The organism is Clostridium sp. AF32-7AC (genome assembly GCF_003477925.1).
In the GTDB taxonomy this organism is placed as follows: domain Bacteria; phylum Bacillota; class Clostridia; order Lachnospirales; family Lachnospiraceae; genus Otoolea; species Otoolea fessa.
Genome location: NZ_QUEG01000002.1, coordinates 69,158 through 85,323, shown reverse-complemented (window position 1 = coordinate 85,323; position 16,166 = coordinate 69,158). Strand labels below are relative to the sequence as shown.

Genomic DNA, 16,166 nt, shown 5'->3' with positions numbered 1-16,166 from the left:
GTCAGTCGAGCTCCTTCGTGATAATCTTAATATCTGGATGATTCTTCTGGACCTCTTTCACCGCCTCATCATACATACTACGATCAATTTTCCTGTCCTTTGTTGAAGACGGAATATAAATGATCAGTTCTCTGCTTTTAATTGCTCCAGCATCCACTGTTACCCCATCATAAGTGGTCGTTTTATAATTCTCTATTTTGCTGCACTTCCTGTTAATCGCACCTTTAATTCCGCTGACTGACTGATACGTTTTTTCACGTAAATCAATGGACTGCTCCGCCGTCGCCTTTCCGCTTACTGAATCAAATGCAGAAAATACAAAGAATTTATCCGGCAGATTTCTTACATTTTGCTGCTTTTGAATTTCTGTGCCACGTTTCACATCACTTTCCATATCCCAGACACTCTGTTCTTTTTTATTTTCAGATTCTTTTCTCTGGAAAGCTGTTTTCCCACTCATTCCACGCACATATGCGCGGTTTGAAAAATTAAGTTCTGGCACAATATCAAGTGGAAGAATCGGATCGATCGTATAGCATGCCACTAAATCAATCGTCACACCATCTTCAAATAAACTGGAACTATTCAAATCAATTCCATTCAATCCGCCCACCACACGAAGCGCCTGCAAACGTGAATCCGCCGATTGTTCCGATGAATCCGCTCCTATGTAACCAGCCATCATTGGTCTCGCCACCAATGTGAGAAGCTGCGTGTTTGCTTCATCCGACGCTTCACTGAGCATCGCACTGCCTATATTTTTCAATATATCTTTCGGATTAAGCGTTCCATTGTACTCCAATTCCCCATAATTTCCGCTTTGCAGATTTTCATACAGTTTTACTATTTCACCTGCATCCGTATTAAACTGATCCTTTCTACCGGAAGTCGAATTTTTTATATCCTGATAAGCATCGTTCATGCCCGTTACTTGATATAAATAGGAATACATGGACAATTCCTTGGCAGTCTGAGCAACGGCATGCTGTATCAATCCATAGGCATAGACAATCCGCATGATATAGAGGAACGTAACAACAATCATCATAAAAATCGAATAGGAGATCGATGCCTCTATCGTCAGAGCGCCTCTCTGCTTCCTGCATTTTTTCATGTCACTCCTCCTATTAATATCCCTGATATATCGTGCTCTTAAACTTCATCCGTCCCATTACACCATTCTTTTCGTATTCCGCCTGAAACGGTGTCACACTTCCAAACATATAACGGACCGACATCGCACTTTCCGCCCGCAGGTATGTATACGCATTTGCCATCGTGAAATTTCCATCCGTTTTTTTCATGTTCATCTCTATCAAATCTGCCGTTCTCAAGATCTGCTTTTCTTTTCCCTGTATAAGCAGCAGAATAAGGAGATAATCCTCATACGAAACAAAAATTCCTTTTTCCTGGTAATGTGACTTTAAATCTTTCCCCTCTGTCCATTCCGATGGATCCAGTGTCAAAATCAGATTATCCTTTGTCTTAAACAACGGAATTTTATAGCCTCCGTTAATCAGGTAATTCATATCTACATACGTTTCTGCCACTGCCCAGGCGGAAATAAACATCCATTTAAACACCGTTGGAGGCACAAGACCAGCTGTTAAAAGACTTGCGGCTGCCCCTGCTTCTATACAGGCAGCTTTAATCTCTTTATTTCGGTAAACTGCCAGCATATTATTCACAAGGCGTTCTGCATAAATGGTCGCATATACCGCATCTTCATTTTTCTGATCGCTCTGCATGCCATATACGAGATATTCCACTTCACTTCGCAAAACTGAATCGCGGTTCTTTTTCGCATCAAACCGCATATCCTGCTCTCCATCTTCATGTGCATATCTCCACTCTGGCATATAAAAGCTGTTCTTATCCGCATCTGACATTCCCTTTTTAGAAAATTTTTCAACGCCTGTCAGGCGTGTCCGGAAAGTCCCGAACATATAGGAAAGATCCAGGATTTCATCCCGACCTGCCTCCCCAACCTTTAAAAGCATACTCTGGTCACGATTTTTAAGAAGATTTTTTGCCCCGTCAAGATTTCCATCTTGATTATAAAAAGAAGTTGTTTTCTCCTTTTCCTGATCCGTCAACGACTTATTCTTAGACGGCAATGCCTGATACACGGCATTCTCCACGCTTCCCCTTGCCTTCGGATTTTCATCTGACACATTTTCCTGTGACTGCGCTGACTGATTTTTGGCAAAATCTTCGGTAATTGTGGCATTGCTCTTCTTTTGTTGATCTGCATTTGCCATTTCCATTGTTGGGTTAATATTTTCCCAATTTTTTTTGCTATTCCATTTTTTTTCGCTAAAATATTCCGTTTCACTTTTAATTGCCGGATCATAGGAACGTGTTTTAGAGGAACCACTTAACGCCTCAGAAACCGATGTTGTCATGCCACCAGTATTCAAGTAATAAAAATAATATTCTACTTCCTCTTCCTCATCGTCTTCTGAGTCATCCTCCGATGAAGAATCATCTTCATCGGAATCCTGCCTCGGATTTTCTTCTCCATATTTCCGGATCGCTGCGTCTATCTGGGTCATTTTTTTATCAATACGCCCCTCCAGACCACTGTCCTCTTTTAACTTTTTTAACGTCTCATCGTCTAATATTTTCTCAATCGCAGGAAGATAAGTTGTTTCATATTCCTTAATGCCAGACTCTGCTTCCTCCTGCAATTCCTTTATATCTTCATTCGATGTTCCATTATATCCATCCTTATATTGCTGCAACTTTGTAATCGAATTCTGAACTTCCTTTTTTGCTGATTCTGCCTTTTTATAAACATCTGAAGCTGTCTTTCTGACATCTTTCAACGCATCCTTCAGCGCAGTGCGGCTCGCCTTACAGGAAACATCTGCAGACTGTTTCTTCTTTTTGCTTCCGCTCTCCTGATCTCCTTCATCATCCGCCTCATATTCACTTTTGATGCGCTCCATTTCCGCCTGTAACTCACTCTTATAGCGTTCCTGGCACTCATCCACCTTCTTGATAGCGTTGTTTAATGTTTCAATGGTATCCCGCAGTTCTTTTAAGATCTGATCTGTTTTTTTATTCTTATCATCCACTTCCATCTTTTTTTCCATGGCGTCCGCAGCTTCTTCTTTTGCCTTCTGTTCCTCCTGTGCCTTACCCAACTGGCTTATCAAACCAAGCCTGTCTGCCATAATATAAACTCCGCGGAATTTTGCATCCTCGATCATCTGATTCTCCAAGACTTCCTGATTTGCCAGGCTATGGATCGCCTCAACATCACAGGAATCAACCGAAAAATCATATAAATTCAAAAATTTTTTCCCCTTATATGGATTTCCAGCTCCAATCTGCGATTTTAAAATCCCCCATATTTTTTCTGAGTATTCTTCATCATCCGAAAGTCCGGATGCATATAAGGTAGCTTTCAGGCTTTCCTTATAAATTTCTTCTATCTTACCTGGGTCTTTTATCGCAAATAGACCATACTCATCTTTCAAATCTTCATTATAAGAAGCCAGTGCACTGGCTGCTGCCAAATCCCCTGCTTCCTGCGTCATCGCTCTGGCACTCGCCATTCTGCTTCCATCAATCAGCACTGCTGACAAAAGCAAAGTTGGCACCAATATCATAACCAGAAATATAGATATCGCACCTTTCGTTGTTCTCTTTCGAAAAAAGTTCATTCTCTCCCCCATTATTTACGGCTTCTTCTACTTTAATAGTTCTTTTACTTTATCCAACGCATCCCTGATTTTATTGTACCCATTTTCCATATTTCCATATAGCTTCGTCTGTTTAACCACATCCATCGTCAAGTCAACATTACGGACAAAATCAGGTGAATCAACTACGGCCGATACCATCGTTGTATTTACATCAAATGGACCTTTTTTCCCAAACATTTCTGCAACCGAATCAACCGGCATCTTATAACTGCTCTCTATATTGACCTTGATTTTCTTAGAAATCAGGTTATCTTCTACTTTTGTATAATTTCCGCTATTTTTCACAGTTCCAGTAATAACATTATATTTTCCCAGCCCCGCAGACACATATTGGTTCACAACCGACGTATAATCTTTCTTTGCCCCGCTATCCATAAACGGTACATTGCGGTATGGATCATGAATTTTAAAATCATCCAACTTTTTTATTCCCGTTGTCATATCTGATACACGGGAACTATATATAACTGAACCTCTCTCAGACGCCCGTGCCGCCAGACTCTGTGTATTTACCTCCTGATACAGCACTATTCCCATAAAAAGAATAAATATCAAAGAAAAAAACAGGACCGAAAAGACCATCGTTGCTTCAATCGTCAAATATCCGTCCTGATTTTTTTGAAACGTACATAAGGAGAATCCTTTCCTCTTCATTCCACCGTCTCCTGTCTTGGTATCGGGCAGAGAATAGAACTCGGTATTACCTATCTCTGCCCGTTCAATGTGATTGTAGTCTTCCACTTTAAAAATCAAACGTAAACGAATGATCTCACAAAAAACTTTTTGTATATCAGCCTCCGACTCCAACATCCTTCACTGTATCTGTTTTGAACACTTTCTCCATGATACCTTTTGCAAAATCAAATACCTGTTTTCTAAACAACAGTGCAATACACATCAGAGCCGCAATGATCATAACAATCTCCACAGTTCCCATACCATCTTCTTCTGTCCAGAAACGCTTCAGCAGTTCCATACCATTTCCTCCTTTGTCTTATTGTTATAAAAAGGCTGTTCAGCCAATCTACCATTTACATTCCCGACGTCATACTCATAACCGCCGGCGTCGATACAATCAAAACGATTCCTAAAAACATAATCATTAATGGAATCAATATTTTCGTGCTGGCTTCCTCTCCCATCTGACGGGCAGCATTTTTTCGCATCTCCCAGCACTCATTTCCCTGCGCCTGTAAAACCGGTACCACCTCACTGCCGCCGCGGCGCAGATTCATCACAATGACCGAAACAAATTTTGTGATCTCCTTGACATGGCAGCGTCTCGCAAATTCTTCATATGCTACACCTTCTGGTTTTCCCGCCTTGATCTCCATCAAGGCAAAACGCATTTCATTATAAAGAATATGTTCTTTTTTATTCTCGTTAATAATCTTTTCCCACGCCTTTGAGATCGTCATTCCGGCATTTACCAGCAGTGTCAATTTGTTCACAAATTCCGGAAATTCCATCTGAAGTGCATTTCTCCGCTTCCGAATATCCCCATCCAGGCTGCTGTCAACCAGGAACGGGACTCCTATTCCCGCCACTACTGCAAGTACACTCAACAGTATTCCATTCGAAGAATCTCCTTGTACTGCAAAAATCACTCCCATCAATGAAAGCATCGCACCAGATAAAATCGCTGCCGCCTCCCGGTAACCACCATGGATAAAATGGTAAAAAGACGCATCTTTCGGTCCCCGTATCTCCAGAATTTTCTGATACACCGTATTTTTATGACGCGCCAGAACCGTCTGAAGCTGCATAGGCCTTTTAGACTCAGGAAATCTATGTTCACTTCTCCAAAGACCTAGTGGAATAAAATCCTTCAATCCATACTCTTCTTTATCTACATATTCCATATACTCGTCATATTTCCCTTTGGAACGCAGATAGCAGAGCAGAAAATTTCCAATTAACAGCACTGCCACCGCGCCTGAAACTATGATACCCAGCATTTCCTCCTCCATTCATTAAACCTGAATTTTCATAATCTTTGAACCCACAATATAAGCGATAATAAATAAGATAATTGCCACCGTCATTGCCAGATTACCTGCTATCTGATTGAATACCGGAGCCATATAATCCCCCGATGTCAACGTCAAAAATACAATCATCACAACCGGCATAACCATCAACACATTAAATTCAAATTTTTTTCCGGCGATCATCGTATCTATTTCCTGCTTCACCTCAATTTTCTCTCCAATCGTATTGGAGGTCGAACGCATCACCTGAATCAAATCACCGCCTGTCCGTTTACAGGTGACAAAGATATCAACAAAATTATCAACATCTTCCAGATGTGCGCGCTCGGCAAATTTTTGAAGCATCGATTCTACCGTATTATTCATACTGATACCGCGGATGATATATTCCAATTCCACCAATATATCTGTCTGTGGATCCGGATATATAACCCGTAGATCGGTTAATGAATCTTTTAAACCTGTTTCAACCGACTTTCCAACTGACAATGCCGAGGACAATGAATACAGCATATCTTTAAATTGCAAAGTCAGCTGATTTTTTCTTTTTCGAATAATCTGTTCCGTCCGAATATCCGGAGACTTAAATGACAAAAGAGCAAACAGCATCGATAAAATAATATTATGATAAAAAACATATCCAACTGCAAACAGCACAATCGCAGCAAAAATAATCGTAAGGATGCGTTCCTGCTTTCCCATTATATATACATCATAATCTGTCAGACCATCTTCCCTGGGAACAGATCTTTCCTTTTTCTTACCAAACATTTCTTTCCCCCATTTTTACACCTTATCCGAAATACCAGCCATTTTAAATTTAAACGTATTTACCATCGGATTCTCTGTACGTTCCAGTCCTCCTATAATTCGTCCATTTTTATCTTCGCCATGTTCGACAAATTTATAGAGTGTATTTAACTGGAACTCGCCATTTTCGTATCCAACCACTTCCGTGATTTCCACCGTCCGCCTACTCTTATCACGCAAACGCGATAACTGGATAATAATATTAATCGCAGATGCAATCTGCTGGCGAATCGCTTCGAGCGGAATATTATTTCCTGACAAAACCATCGTTTCCAGTCGACTCAGCATATCTTTGGTTGAGTTCGAATGTCCCGTCGAAAGAGAACCATCATGACCGGTATTCATCGCCTGAAGCATGTCAAGTGCCTCTGCGCCCCGGACCTCTCCTACAACGATCCTCTCCGGTCTCATACGCAGGGAAGAGCGAATTAGATCCCGGATGGTAACCTCTCCTTTCCCTTCCATATTGGCATTTCGTGTCTCCATCCGGACAAGATTGTCAATCCCCTTCAGCTGTAATTCCGCCGAGTCCTCGATCGTAATAACACGCTCATCTCTTGGAATAAAATTGGACAACGCATTCAGGAATGTTGTTTTTCCTGAGCCTGTACCACCGCTAATAAATATATTAAATTTCGCTTTTACCATTCGTTCCAAAAGTTCCGCCACCTCCGGAGTGATGGAACCGTATTCAATCAGCTTTTTGACCGTCATCGGATCCTCTGGGAATTTTCGGATCGTCACCGTCGGTCCGTCCAATGCGATCGGTGGAAGTACAACATTCACTCGGGAACCATCCAGAAGGCGGGCATCTACGATCGGATTTGCTTCATTGACCGTTCGGTTTACTTTGGATACAATGTTTAAAATGACGTTTAGCAAATTGTCTTTTGAACCAAAACTAACATTTTTCTGATACAGGCGTCCATTTTGTTCAATAAAAACATGGTGAGGACCATTAATCATAATCTCTGTAATCGACGGATCATCCACCAATGGCTGAAGTACATCCAAACCGCGCATCGAGTTGAACACCGTTTCAATCACAGTCTGCCGTTCTCCTAAGGATAGATAGTTCTGGCGCGATTCTTCTGCTACGATCTGGCTGATTACTTCCCTTATCTCGTCATCTTCCACTTCTCTCGTCAAATCTAGACGATCCGATACAGCCGCACGGATATGTCTCACATATTCCTGCATATTCTCTATCATCGCATCATTCCCCTTCTCTCAGAAACTTTATTCCGCAGTCTCCCGGCTCATGAGAGGCACCATAATCGACTTCAACATATTTCCCGACCGTATAATCTGCCGCATATCTGAAAACAATGGCGCCTCTGCCACGACACAAACACAGGAAATCTGTGCCAAAATTCCACTATTTGAAAACTCTGAGCGAATCTCTGATGCTGCTGTCCGGTTTACAATCATTTTCATCTTTTCTGCCAGAACCCGCCATGTTTCCTGAAATTCCGTTTCACGAAGAAAACGTCTCATTTTTGCAACGGCTGCCTCTCCCTCTACTTGTGGTACATAAATCACGTCCGCTTCTTTCAACGCCACCTCTTCTATCTCCGAAAAGCCCGACGATAAATCTATAATCACTTCATCGTATTCTGCCAAATCCCGGATTGATTTCAGGAGTCTTTGTATATCTTCACCTTTTAGCTCCCTGTACTCTGCCGCACTATCCAGTCCTGATATATAGAAAAATCTCCCTTCCGGCTCCATACCCACATAAGCCGCCACTTTCAATCCCGCATCCATACCTTTTGAACGCACGGCTAAAATCAAGTCTGAAAGACTGCCCGATGTATGAGGCAATATCTCACTGACCGAATCGATCGCTTCCAGGTTTAAGTAAAACACCTTTTTCCCTTCTGCCGCCATACTGGATGCCAGTCCCAGAGACAATGCCGTCTTTCCGCTGCCTCCCGCCGGACTGTAAAACGCAATCATACGTGTATTACTTTTCCCCCGGATCGCCTCCGCTGAACCACTCTTTTCCGCATATTTAAGCAATATATCATTCAACAGATTTTGTGTTTTCTGATATTTTTTTACAACTGCATATCCTTCTTTCGGCTCCATGGTTGATGAAAGCAGAATTTTGGTCGTTTTTTCGCCCAGGTTTGAAGGTACTGCATCCAGCATATCTTCACTAATAACCAAAATATCTGCTGCTTCCCCACGCTCCAGATACGTTCTTAATTTCTCTGATTTTGTAAATAAATTCTGTTCCAACTGTGGTGCATGTTCCATAAAATACCCGGCTATATGATTTAAATACTCACTATCCAGATCCGCCAAAACCATTCTTTTTTTCATCGTCCAAGCCCCTCATCTTTTATTGCACATTTGTATATAAATTATTATACCATCCTTCTTACTTTTGTCAATTTTTATAATCATTTTATGATTATTTAATTTGACAAAATAAAACTATGCTCATTTATCACAAAAAACAAGGCAGCGGATCCACATCATCCACTGCCCTGTCTTCACACTAAAAATTCATTTTTTCGTACCAGCTTACCGAACCCGGACACCGTTCTGATCCACGTATCGGTCACCGATCCGTGTACTCGTCGCCATCGCGCCCTTAGTTCCATCTGACACTTCGTTCAAATAGTACTCTTTTCCGTCAATCGTCTGCCAGCCAGTCAACATTCTGCCGCGCGTTCCATCCGCGATCGGGTAGAGATAATATTTCTTATCTCCATCTGTTACCCAGCCAGTCTGCATCTGACCCTGTTCATTGAAGAAATACCATTCCATTGTGCCGTTGTATGCCAGGTACTGCCAGCCCCCTGTTGTCATGACGCCGCGCTGTTCCATATCTGAACTGTCATTGAAGAAATACCAGATACCATCAATCAGTTTCCAACCGGTACACATCTTACCCTGTGTGCCGTCAGATTCCAGATTCAGGTAATAGGTTTTTCCGTTCAGTACCAGCCAGCCGGTCATCATGGTTCCATCTGCTCCGAAATAGTACCATTCCATCGCGCCATTGTAGGAAAGCTGCTTCCACTCATTTGCCGCATAGGTTCCATTCGGATTCTTATAGCGCCACTTGCCATTTTCCCGGGACCAGGATCCTGCGCTGCTGCCAGTGTCACGGCTGGAAGAAGTTCTGTTGCCAGTATTGGTGTTTGTCTGGCTGTTGCCATTGTTATTGTTGCTGTTATTGTTACCGTTGTTGTTATTACCGTTGTCACCCTGATTCTTTCCAGTGATCCGGAAGTTCTGTGCGGTTCTCTTTAATACCTTTGTACTGCCGCTGCCTGTACGGAACTCGGCTGCGATTGTATTAATACCGCTTCTTCCTTTATTCTGGAAGGTCTGGCTGCGGATTGTCATGCGGGTGCTTCCACTTACCTTCGTGAAATCAACACCATCCACTAACTTTTCACCGTTTAACCAGAGTCCTACGAACTCGTCATACAGACCATTGGAAACAAATAATTCATCCGACAGTCCGCTGATTAAGTAATCATAAGTTCCTTGTGCCATTTCAGTACCAAGATATTCTTTTACCTCGTATCCTGCATCCGACGCATCGTGAACATTCTGATTGGTGTTATCCAGCACCGTCAATGTAAATTCTTCGAGGGACGGTAAAAATTCTGCCTTACTGTAGGTAACCTTTACCGTAAACGTAAATTCACCTGTTTCCAGCGGAACACCATAGATTTCTCCGGTTGCTGCATTCAGGCTCAGACCTTCCGGCAGCTCTCCATCTGTAATTTTATATGTTTCCGTTGTTTCCTGATGAATATTGCTGGTCGCAAGCATATAGGAATACGGTACATATTTAACCGCATCGCTCAGCTCGTCCGTGGTAAAGTGCGGATCCTCCGCATATCCCTGAAGTTCGATCTCCACCGGCTCCTGTCCGTCTGTGGAAATAACCAGCGTACCGGAAATTTCGCCTTCGCCGTCCGGGACAAGACGTACCTTTGCCAGGTTTGGCATATCTACATGGTCGCCCGTATAGCGGACACTCGTACTGGTAAAGGCACCCAGCGTATCATTACCGTTTCCGCCCAGTGTCCAGTAGTTATCCAGCGCTACATTCTTCGCATTTTCCAGTTCTACTTTAAGACCCGTCAGCGCTTCTGAACCCACATTCGCGATCAGAATATCATGACGGTATTTAAAATAATCGGTCAGGTAGACTTCACGCATCTCCGGTCCAAATACATAGAGGCTCGGTCCGCTCTCTTTCTTCACAAACGAAACCTGATAGTTGCGTTTCTTCTTATCATTGTGTACCACATACTGTACCGGGCCATCCGAGAAATTTTTTTCGGATACTCCACTTATCTGTTTTTCTCCGCTGTGGACTTTCATATCTGACGCATTCCAGAAAACCGGATGCAGCGTAGACAAGTCAACCTGTTCATCCATTAAAAAGACGGTCTGGTATCCATAGCCGTAGTAGGTATCCATTGTATAGGATGGAGTATTTTTCACATAAAATGAATTTGCATATGACACTTCATTTGCACTCTGCATCTGGAAATATGGATCCTCACGTCCGACGATCGGTCCGTCATCTTCTTCCAGATCTCCATCGTAATCATCTTCTAGCGCATCAACTTCTACCTCTTGCATATAGCATGTCCCGTCTTCGAAAAAGACGGTCAGACCAAACATTCCCCATACTTCCAGTTCTGCCAGGTCATCTTCCATGATTCCCTCATAGTACTGCATATAGTCTTCCGGCTGGAGCTGATATCCATACGGTGCTTCTTTTCCCGGCTGTTTTAAAACCTCATCCGTGATATCTTTCGCCCCATTCTGTTCCGCTTCCGCGATCGTCTCCGGGCATATATACTCATCATTATCCGTGCGATATCCCAGATATACTTTTGATACTTCTTTATCTCCATCGATATCCAGCAGATAGTATATCTTTGAAACTGGCGTATATCCCTTTTCCAGTTCATAGAATACCTCATCCACATCCATATTCGAATATTCATTTTCTATTATAGAATATCCATTCTGAGTGTATCTCATCCAGCAATAAAACGTACTGCCAGAATACAGATTGCCATACTCTTCCTCTGATACCGGTTTCATGCTTCCATTTTCATATGCATAAAACTGACCGAGAATTTCTCCCTCTTCCTCTGGCAACACATCCACTTCAAAGGACAGGCTGCCTAAAACTACGTTTGTCGCCGGATCCATATATGCAATCGTAATCAGATTATCATCCTCAAATTCATCCGGTTCTGTAAATTCGGATTCATATCCGGTTTTAAACAATTCATCTGTCAGCTCCGTTGCCCCCGACAGTATATTGTTTTCTAAATGATCCACGTAATCAGCTGTACGATATGCTTTCACCGACATGTCCTGATTCATGCAGCGTTTTACAAACGAATCCAGTTTTAACTTATATGTTTCTCCTTTTTGATACTCATCACAATAAAACTTTCTGGCAGTGACGGTTAAATCTTCACTATCCATTTCTGAGGTATCTGTTTTCCAGTCTCCGTATAGTTCGTGTCCAGCATCATCGTAAATTGAGAAATCCAGCTGCTCTTCAATTCTTCCTCTCAGATATACACGTACCTTATAGCGTGTCGCATCATCATCCAGCTGTTTGCCCGTACCAACCAAGAACTCCAAATTACAGGATGTACGATGACCCGCATTCCGGATCGTAATCACCCCGTCCATGAAAACTTCCATCGGATTGTCCAGAACCTTGTCATTCTTACCGCTATTGACCCATTCACCTTTTGTCCAGAGAATCGTATCATAATCCTCCGGCAGTTCAACATCTGAACCATCCTCCAGGCTTTTCATATTTTCCAGAATATCACTGACAGGGATGTCCTGATTGGTTGTATAACTGTCATTATTCAGCAGCACATACGCATCCACTACTTCCGCCGGTGCAAGCAGCGACTGCGGTGCAATCAGTTCGCTCGGAGTTGCCTCCTCCACTTCCTCAATCTCTTCTTCGGGAATCTCCTTCTTCGGGAACAATGCATCTAAAATCTTATCCAGAATCCCCGGCTTCTTTTCCGGCTCTTCCTCTGGCTCTTCGGCTTCTTCTGCATCTTTCTTGGCATCTTCTTTTTCGGAAGTATCCTGATCCTCTTTAGAATCTACCGAATCAGAGTCCTCTTTCTTATCCTGTTCAGAGTCTTTTCCGGTCTCCTCCTTGTCAGAATCATCCCCTTCTTTGCCGTCCTTCGAATCCTCTTTCGATTCATCCTCCGAATCGTCTGAATCGGCATCTGATTTTCCATCTTCACTCTGATCCGGATCTTCGCCTGCATCCTCCTTGGAATCTTCTTTTTTCTCGTCTTCTGAGGTCTCGTTTTTTTCTGCCTCTTTCTCGTCCTCCGGCTCCTGTGTGGTTTCTGAATCCCCTTCCGAAGCTTCTTTTTCCACTTGCTCTTTCACAACCGGATCTGCGAATACACTGACCGGTGTCTGAAGCAGTGTCGTCGCCGTCAGGACGGCTGCCATCATCTGCGCCAGCTTTTTCTTTCCTTTTCTCACACACTCCTCCTCCTTTTCATTCGAATTATGTACCTTTGCGCGTTTTCATTACGACCTCTGCTTTACATTTTCTGCTCTGCATCGGCAATCATCATGTTCCGCTTCAAACGTACCTCTTTCTCTCACGCTCCCTTGTACCACCTCCTGCAATCTCTTTCATACTCCCCTTTGTGATTTTCATCACTCTTCACGAGCTATTTCTTTCAGCTCATGGATATTGTAAATGCGGCTTTCCCGCATATTACCAGATGGATAATCAAATATCAGCGTGTCGTCCACTACATCGCACAGCCACGGAAGCTCCGCAACCGGCTCACACTGTTGATTTAACAGTTCTCCATAACGTGTTCCACCCACTGTCACATACTGTGCCACGATATTATCACCCGTTTCTGTTATATAGGTAAGGTAGGCATCTTCTGCCAGCCTCCTGACCTGTTTTCCCGATTTCTTATCATACGCCACCGGTGTGCCATGAAGCGGCGATTCAATCCGGTACCGGCTGGTTTCAAAGGTCTCCGTCAAGGTTACGTCTGGCTTTTCCCCCTGTTTTTCCGAAATGCAGGTGCCATCCGCGGCACTGTATTCCCGGATTTTTCCATCGTTATAGATCACTTCCAGCCACGATTTTCCATCTTCTCTCCGGTACTGTTGATCGTATACCTGATCCGCGTCGGGAATCGCAACTTCCGCGAGCTGATTTCCAGCCCTGTCATACAGATTGAACCGATCGTATTGAAACAGCAGGATCGTATTTCCATCCGCGCTGACCCGCGCCTCATCATGTTTGACCAACGGATCGTAAGAAAATATCTCCTGTTCTTTATGATCTTCATATCCAATGACCCGTAGGGACGGCGAATCACTGTTGCCAATCAGCGCTTTTCCGCCTGCCATCTGAAGCAGTTCATTGCCCGTCTCTTTCTCAAAGGAAGTCACGAGGCTGGCGCTCCGGTCATAGAACTGTACCTGATTTCCCGCTGTTATCAGGGTTCTCTCCCCGTCTCTGGTAAATCCATCAATCAGATCAGTCAGTGTTACAAGCGGTTTCTGCTCTCCCGTTTCCGGATCGATCTGAACCAGAAGATTTTCCGTCTGTACGCAGATTCCATCTTCATCCGTATACACGCCAAACGGACTCTGGGAATCAAATCCGCCTGTCTGTATTTCTGCTTCCGTATCAATGACCGCAAATTGGGAACCCTGATTGCCAGATGCAGAAAAGGCAAAATATTTCTGGTAAAATCCGCCTTCAAAGTGGCTGTATCCGCTTCCTGCCTCATATAAAACCAGCGTATCGTCCGGATATTCCAGATTCATTACTTCCAGGGAACCATCCTGGAAGCTGACTCCCAGAAAAGTTCCATCTTCGTTCAGACAGAACAGGTTGTCATGGGGATTTACAAAACGGTCATTGGCCGTTACCTGCTGGCTGCGCCCGGCAAAATCAACCCGTTCGCGCACGGCTCCTGTCTGTGCATCATAAATAACTGCATACGGTTCCGTCTTATAGACAGCCGCAATCCATTTCCCATCCCCGGATACTGATAATGCCGTCGCCTTCTCCCCGGTCCACAAATTTTTCCCAGCAGATATATCATAGACACTGACTCCTTCTGCTCCCGCATAGACGAGCCGATCTGCATCTAAAAAATGCACCTCCGACAAAGCAGATTCTTCGACTGGAAGTTCTGCCCGTATCTCCCCTGTCGCCATATCAAAAACTGCCAGTTTCCACGCATAAACCGCCGCCCCATTTCTCCCATCTGGCGACTCTGCCAGGGCAAGCGGCTCTGAAGGCAATGTAATAACCCGTTCCGCCTTATAGCCATCCGCCAAATCATAGACACCCAGCGCATCTGCCAGCGCCTTTTCTGTCTCTGCCTCATATTGCGGCATTAGGAGTCCTTTCCGATCCGGCAGCGCCTCCAACGCATATGAAACGGCTTTTTGCACATCTCCCTCTGAAAATGCAGCTTTCGAATACTCCGTCAGTTTCAACCATTCCTCCGCTGTTTTCATCCGCTTTAATCCCACAAAAGACATCGATACACCCGCTGCAAATAGAATTGCAAAAGCGGCTGCCATTGTCCGATCCAGCCGTTTCTGCTTCTTCACACGTGGATCCCGGCTACGAAGTGTCCTGAAATCTTCCAGCATCTCATCTGCCGTCTGATACCGGAGATCCGGATTGGGATTCATCGCTTTTTCTATGATCCGGCAGACCAGCAGACTTATATTTTCTTCCAGAAGCGGTTCCACCGCCAGCGCATCTTTCGCAGGTCTTTTTCCACTTAAAAGATGGTATAGAGTTGCCCCTGCACTATAGATATCGGAGCGGACATCGGGAACTACCTTTTTGTACTGGCTCGAAGCACTTTCCTCTTTATGAAATGTCTCTGTCCGATTTGGCTCTGCAACGGTTAAAGTTGAATCTGCCCCGTCATCTGCCATAAGCACCGTTGCCATCTCATCCTTCGGTTCATTTTCTCTTATATGACTGTCCGACACAAACCCCAACGCGCTTTTGGATGAATAATCAAGTCCATAATGCTCCGGCGACGCATATCCCGCGCTACAGCCAATAACATTTTCTTCGCCCAGAGCCAATGCAATGTTAAAATCAATCAGGCAAATATGTCCGTCCCTGGTCCGCATCAGGTTCGCCGGTTTGATATCGCTGTGTACAAATCCGCGCGGCGGTTCCCCGTGGGTCGGACTGTGAAGGTATGACAATGCCTCCAGCAGCTCACACGCCCATGTGATGACCTGTGACTGTGAAAACCGTTCTCCCCTTTTTAACGGACGATCGAGGCTTTCTCCCTCGATATAATCCATAACCGTATAAACCGTATCGCCTTCTGCAAAAAAGTCGTACACTCTCGGAATATACGGATGATTTAACTCCTTTAATATATCTACTTCCCGGCGTAAAAGCTCCGGTTTCGTCGTGATCTTCCGCTTATCCGCCTTTAGGACAACCTTTTTCCCCAGACGTACATGATACGCTAAAAAGACATTTCCGCCGCCACCGGAACCAATCTTCTCTATTATTTCATACGTGGAAGCTATCATTTCTGGCATACTCTTATCCCCTGTTTCTATAACTTTGATCGTGCTG

Annotated in this window: 10 protein-coding genes; all 10 read right to left on the bottom strand. The window is 43.9% G+C overall.

Going from position 1 to position 16,166, the window contains the following annotated elements:
• Window position 1 precedes the first annotated feature (1 nt).
• Entirely contained in the window at window positions 2–1,114 is a 1,113-nt protein-coding gene (locus DWZ45_RS04580) for a hypothetical protein (RefSeq protein ID WP_118467872.1), read from the bottom strand.
• Window positions 1,115–1,127: 13 nt separating this feature from the next.
• Entirely contained in the window at window positions 1,128–3,563 is a 2,436-nt protein-coding gene (locus DWZ45_RS04575; RefSeq protein WP_147353097.1) for a DUF5702 domain-containing protein, read from the bottom strand.
• A gap of 135 nt (window positions 3,564–3,698) precedes the next feature.
• A complete protein-coding gene (locus DWZ45_RS04570; RefSeq protein WP_118467868.1) occupies window positions 3,699–4,367 on the bottom strand; it encodes a hypothetical protein in 669 nt (222 codons plus the stop codon).
• A gap of 136 nt (window positions 4,368–4,503) precedes the next feature.
• On the bottom strand, window positions 4,504–4,689 hold the full coding sequence (locus DWZ45_RS04565; protein ID WP_118467866.1) for a Flp1 family type IVb pilin: 186 nt from the start codon (window positions 4,687–4,689) through the stop codon (window positions 4,504–4,506).
• Between the two features lie 55 nt (window positions 4,690–4,744).
• On the bottom strand, window positions 4,745–5,671 hold the full coding sequence (locus tag DWZ45_RS04560) for a type II secretion system F family protein (RefSeq protein WP_182426631.1): 927 nt from the start codon (window positions 5,669–5,671) through the stop codon (window positions 4,745–4,747).
• Window positions 5,672–5,686: 15 nt separating this feature from the next.
• A complete protein-coding gene (locus DWZ45_RS04555) occupies window positions 5,687–6,475 on the bottom strand; it encodes a type II secretion system F family protein (protein WP_118467862.1) in 789 nt (262 codons plus the stop codon).
• 15 nt (window positions 6,476–6,490) lie between these two features.
• On the bottom strand, window positions 6,491–7,726 hold the full coding sequence (locus DWZ45_RS04550) for a CpaF family protein (RefSeq protein ID WP_118467860.1): 1,236 nt from the start codon (window positions 7,724–7,726) through the stop codon (window positions 6,491–6,493).
• A 27-nt stretch (window positions 7,727–7,753) separates the two neighbouring features.
• Window positions 7,754–8,842 (bottom strand): AAA family ATPase, encoded by a 1,089-nt coding sequence (locus DWZ45_RS04545; RefSeq protein WP_118467859.1) that lies wholly within the window; start codon window positions 8,840–8,842, stop codon window positions 7,754–7,756.
• A 204-nt stretch (window positions 8,843–9,046) separates the two neighbouring features.
• Complete coding sequence (locus DWZ45_RS04540; RefSeq protein ID WP_118467857.1) at window positions 9,047–13,045, bottom strand: putative Ig domain-containing protein; 3,999 nt, start codon at window positions 13,043–13,045, stop codon at window positions 9,047–9,049.
• Window positions 13,046–13,225: 180 nt separating this feature from the next.
• Window positions 13,226–16,129, bottom strand: a complete 2,904-nt coding sequence (locus DWZ45_RS04535) for a serine/threonine-protein kinase (protein WP_118467855.1) — start codon at window positions 16,127–16,129, stop codon at window positions 13,226–13,228.
• Window positions 16,130–16,166: the final 37 nt, after the last annotated feature.

Bases quoted from the DNA above. Each gene is read 5' to 3' on its own strand.
- DWZ45_RS04580 (WP_118467872.1), bottom strand. From the start codon at position 1,114: ATGAAAAAATGCAGGAAGCAGAGAGGCGCTCTGACGATAGAGGCATCG.
- DWZ45_RS04575 (WP_147353097.1), bottom strand. From the start codon at position 3,563: ATGGCGAGTGCCAGAGCGATGACGCAGGAAGCAGGGGATTTGGCAGCA.
- DWZ45_RS04570 (WP_118467868.1), bottom strand. From the start codon at position 4,367: ATGAAGAGGAAAGGATTCTCCTTATGTACGTTTCAAAAAAATCAGGAC.
- DWZ45_RS04565 (WP_118467866.1), bottom strand. From the start codon at position 4,689: ATGGAACTGCTGAAGCGTTTCTGGACAGAAGAAGATGGTATGGGAACT.
- DWZ45_RS04560 (WP_182426631.1), bottom strand. From the start codon at position 5,671: ATGCTGGGTATCATAGTTTCAGGCGCGGTGGCAGTGCTGTTAATTGGA.
- DWZ45_RS04555 (WP_118467862.1), bottom strand. From the start codon at position 6,475: ATGTTTGGTAAGAAAAAGGAAAGATCTGTTCCCAGGGAAGATGGTCTG.
- DWZ45_RS04550 (WP_118467860.1), bottom strand. From the start codon at position 7,726: ATGATAGAGAATATGCAGGAATATGTGAGACATATCCGTGCGGCTGTA.
- DWZ45_RS04545 (WP_118467859.1), bottom strand. From the start codon at position 8,842: ATGAAAAAAAGAATGGTTTTGGCGGATCTGGATAGTGAGTATTTAAAT.
- DWZ45_RS04535 (WP_118467855.1), bottom strand. From the start codon at position 16,129: ATGCCAGAAATGATAGCTTCCACGTATGAAATAATAGAGAAGATTGGT.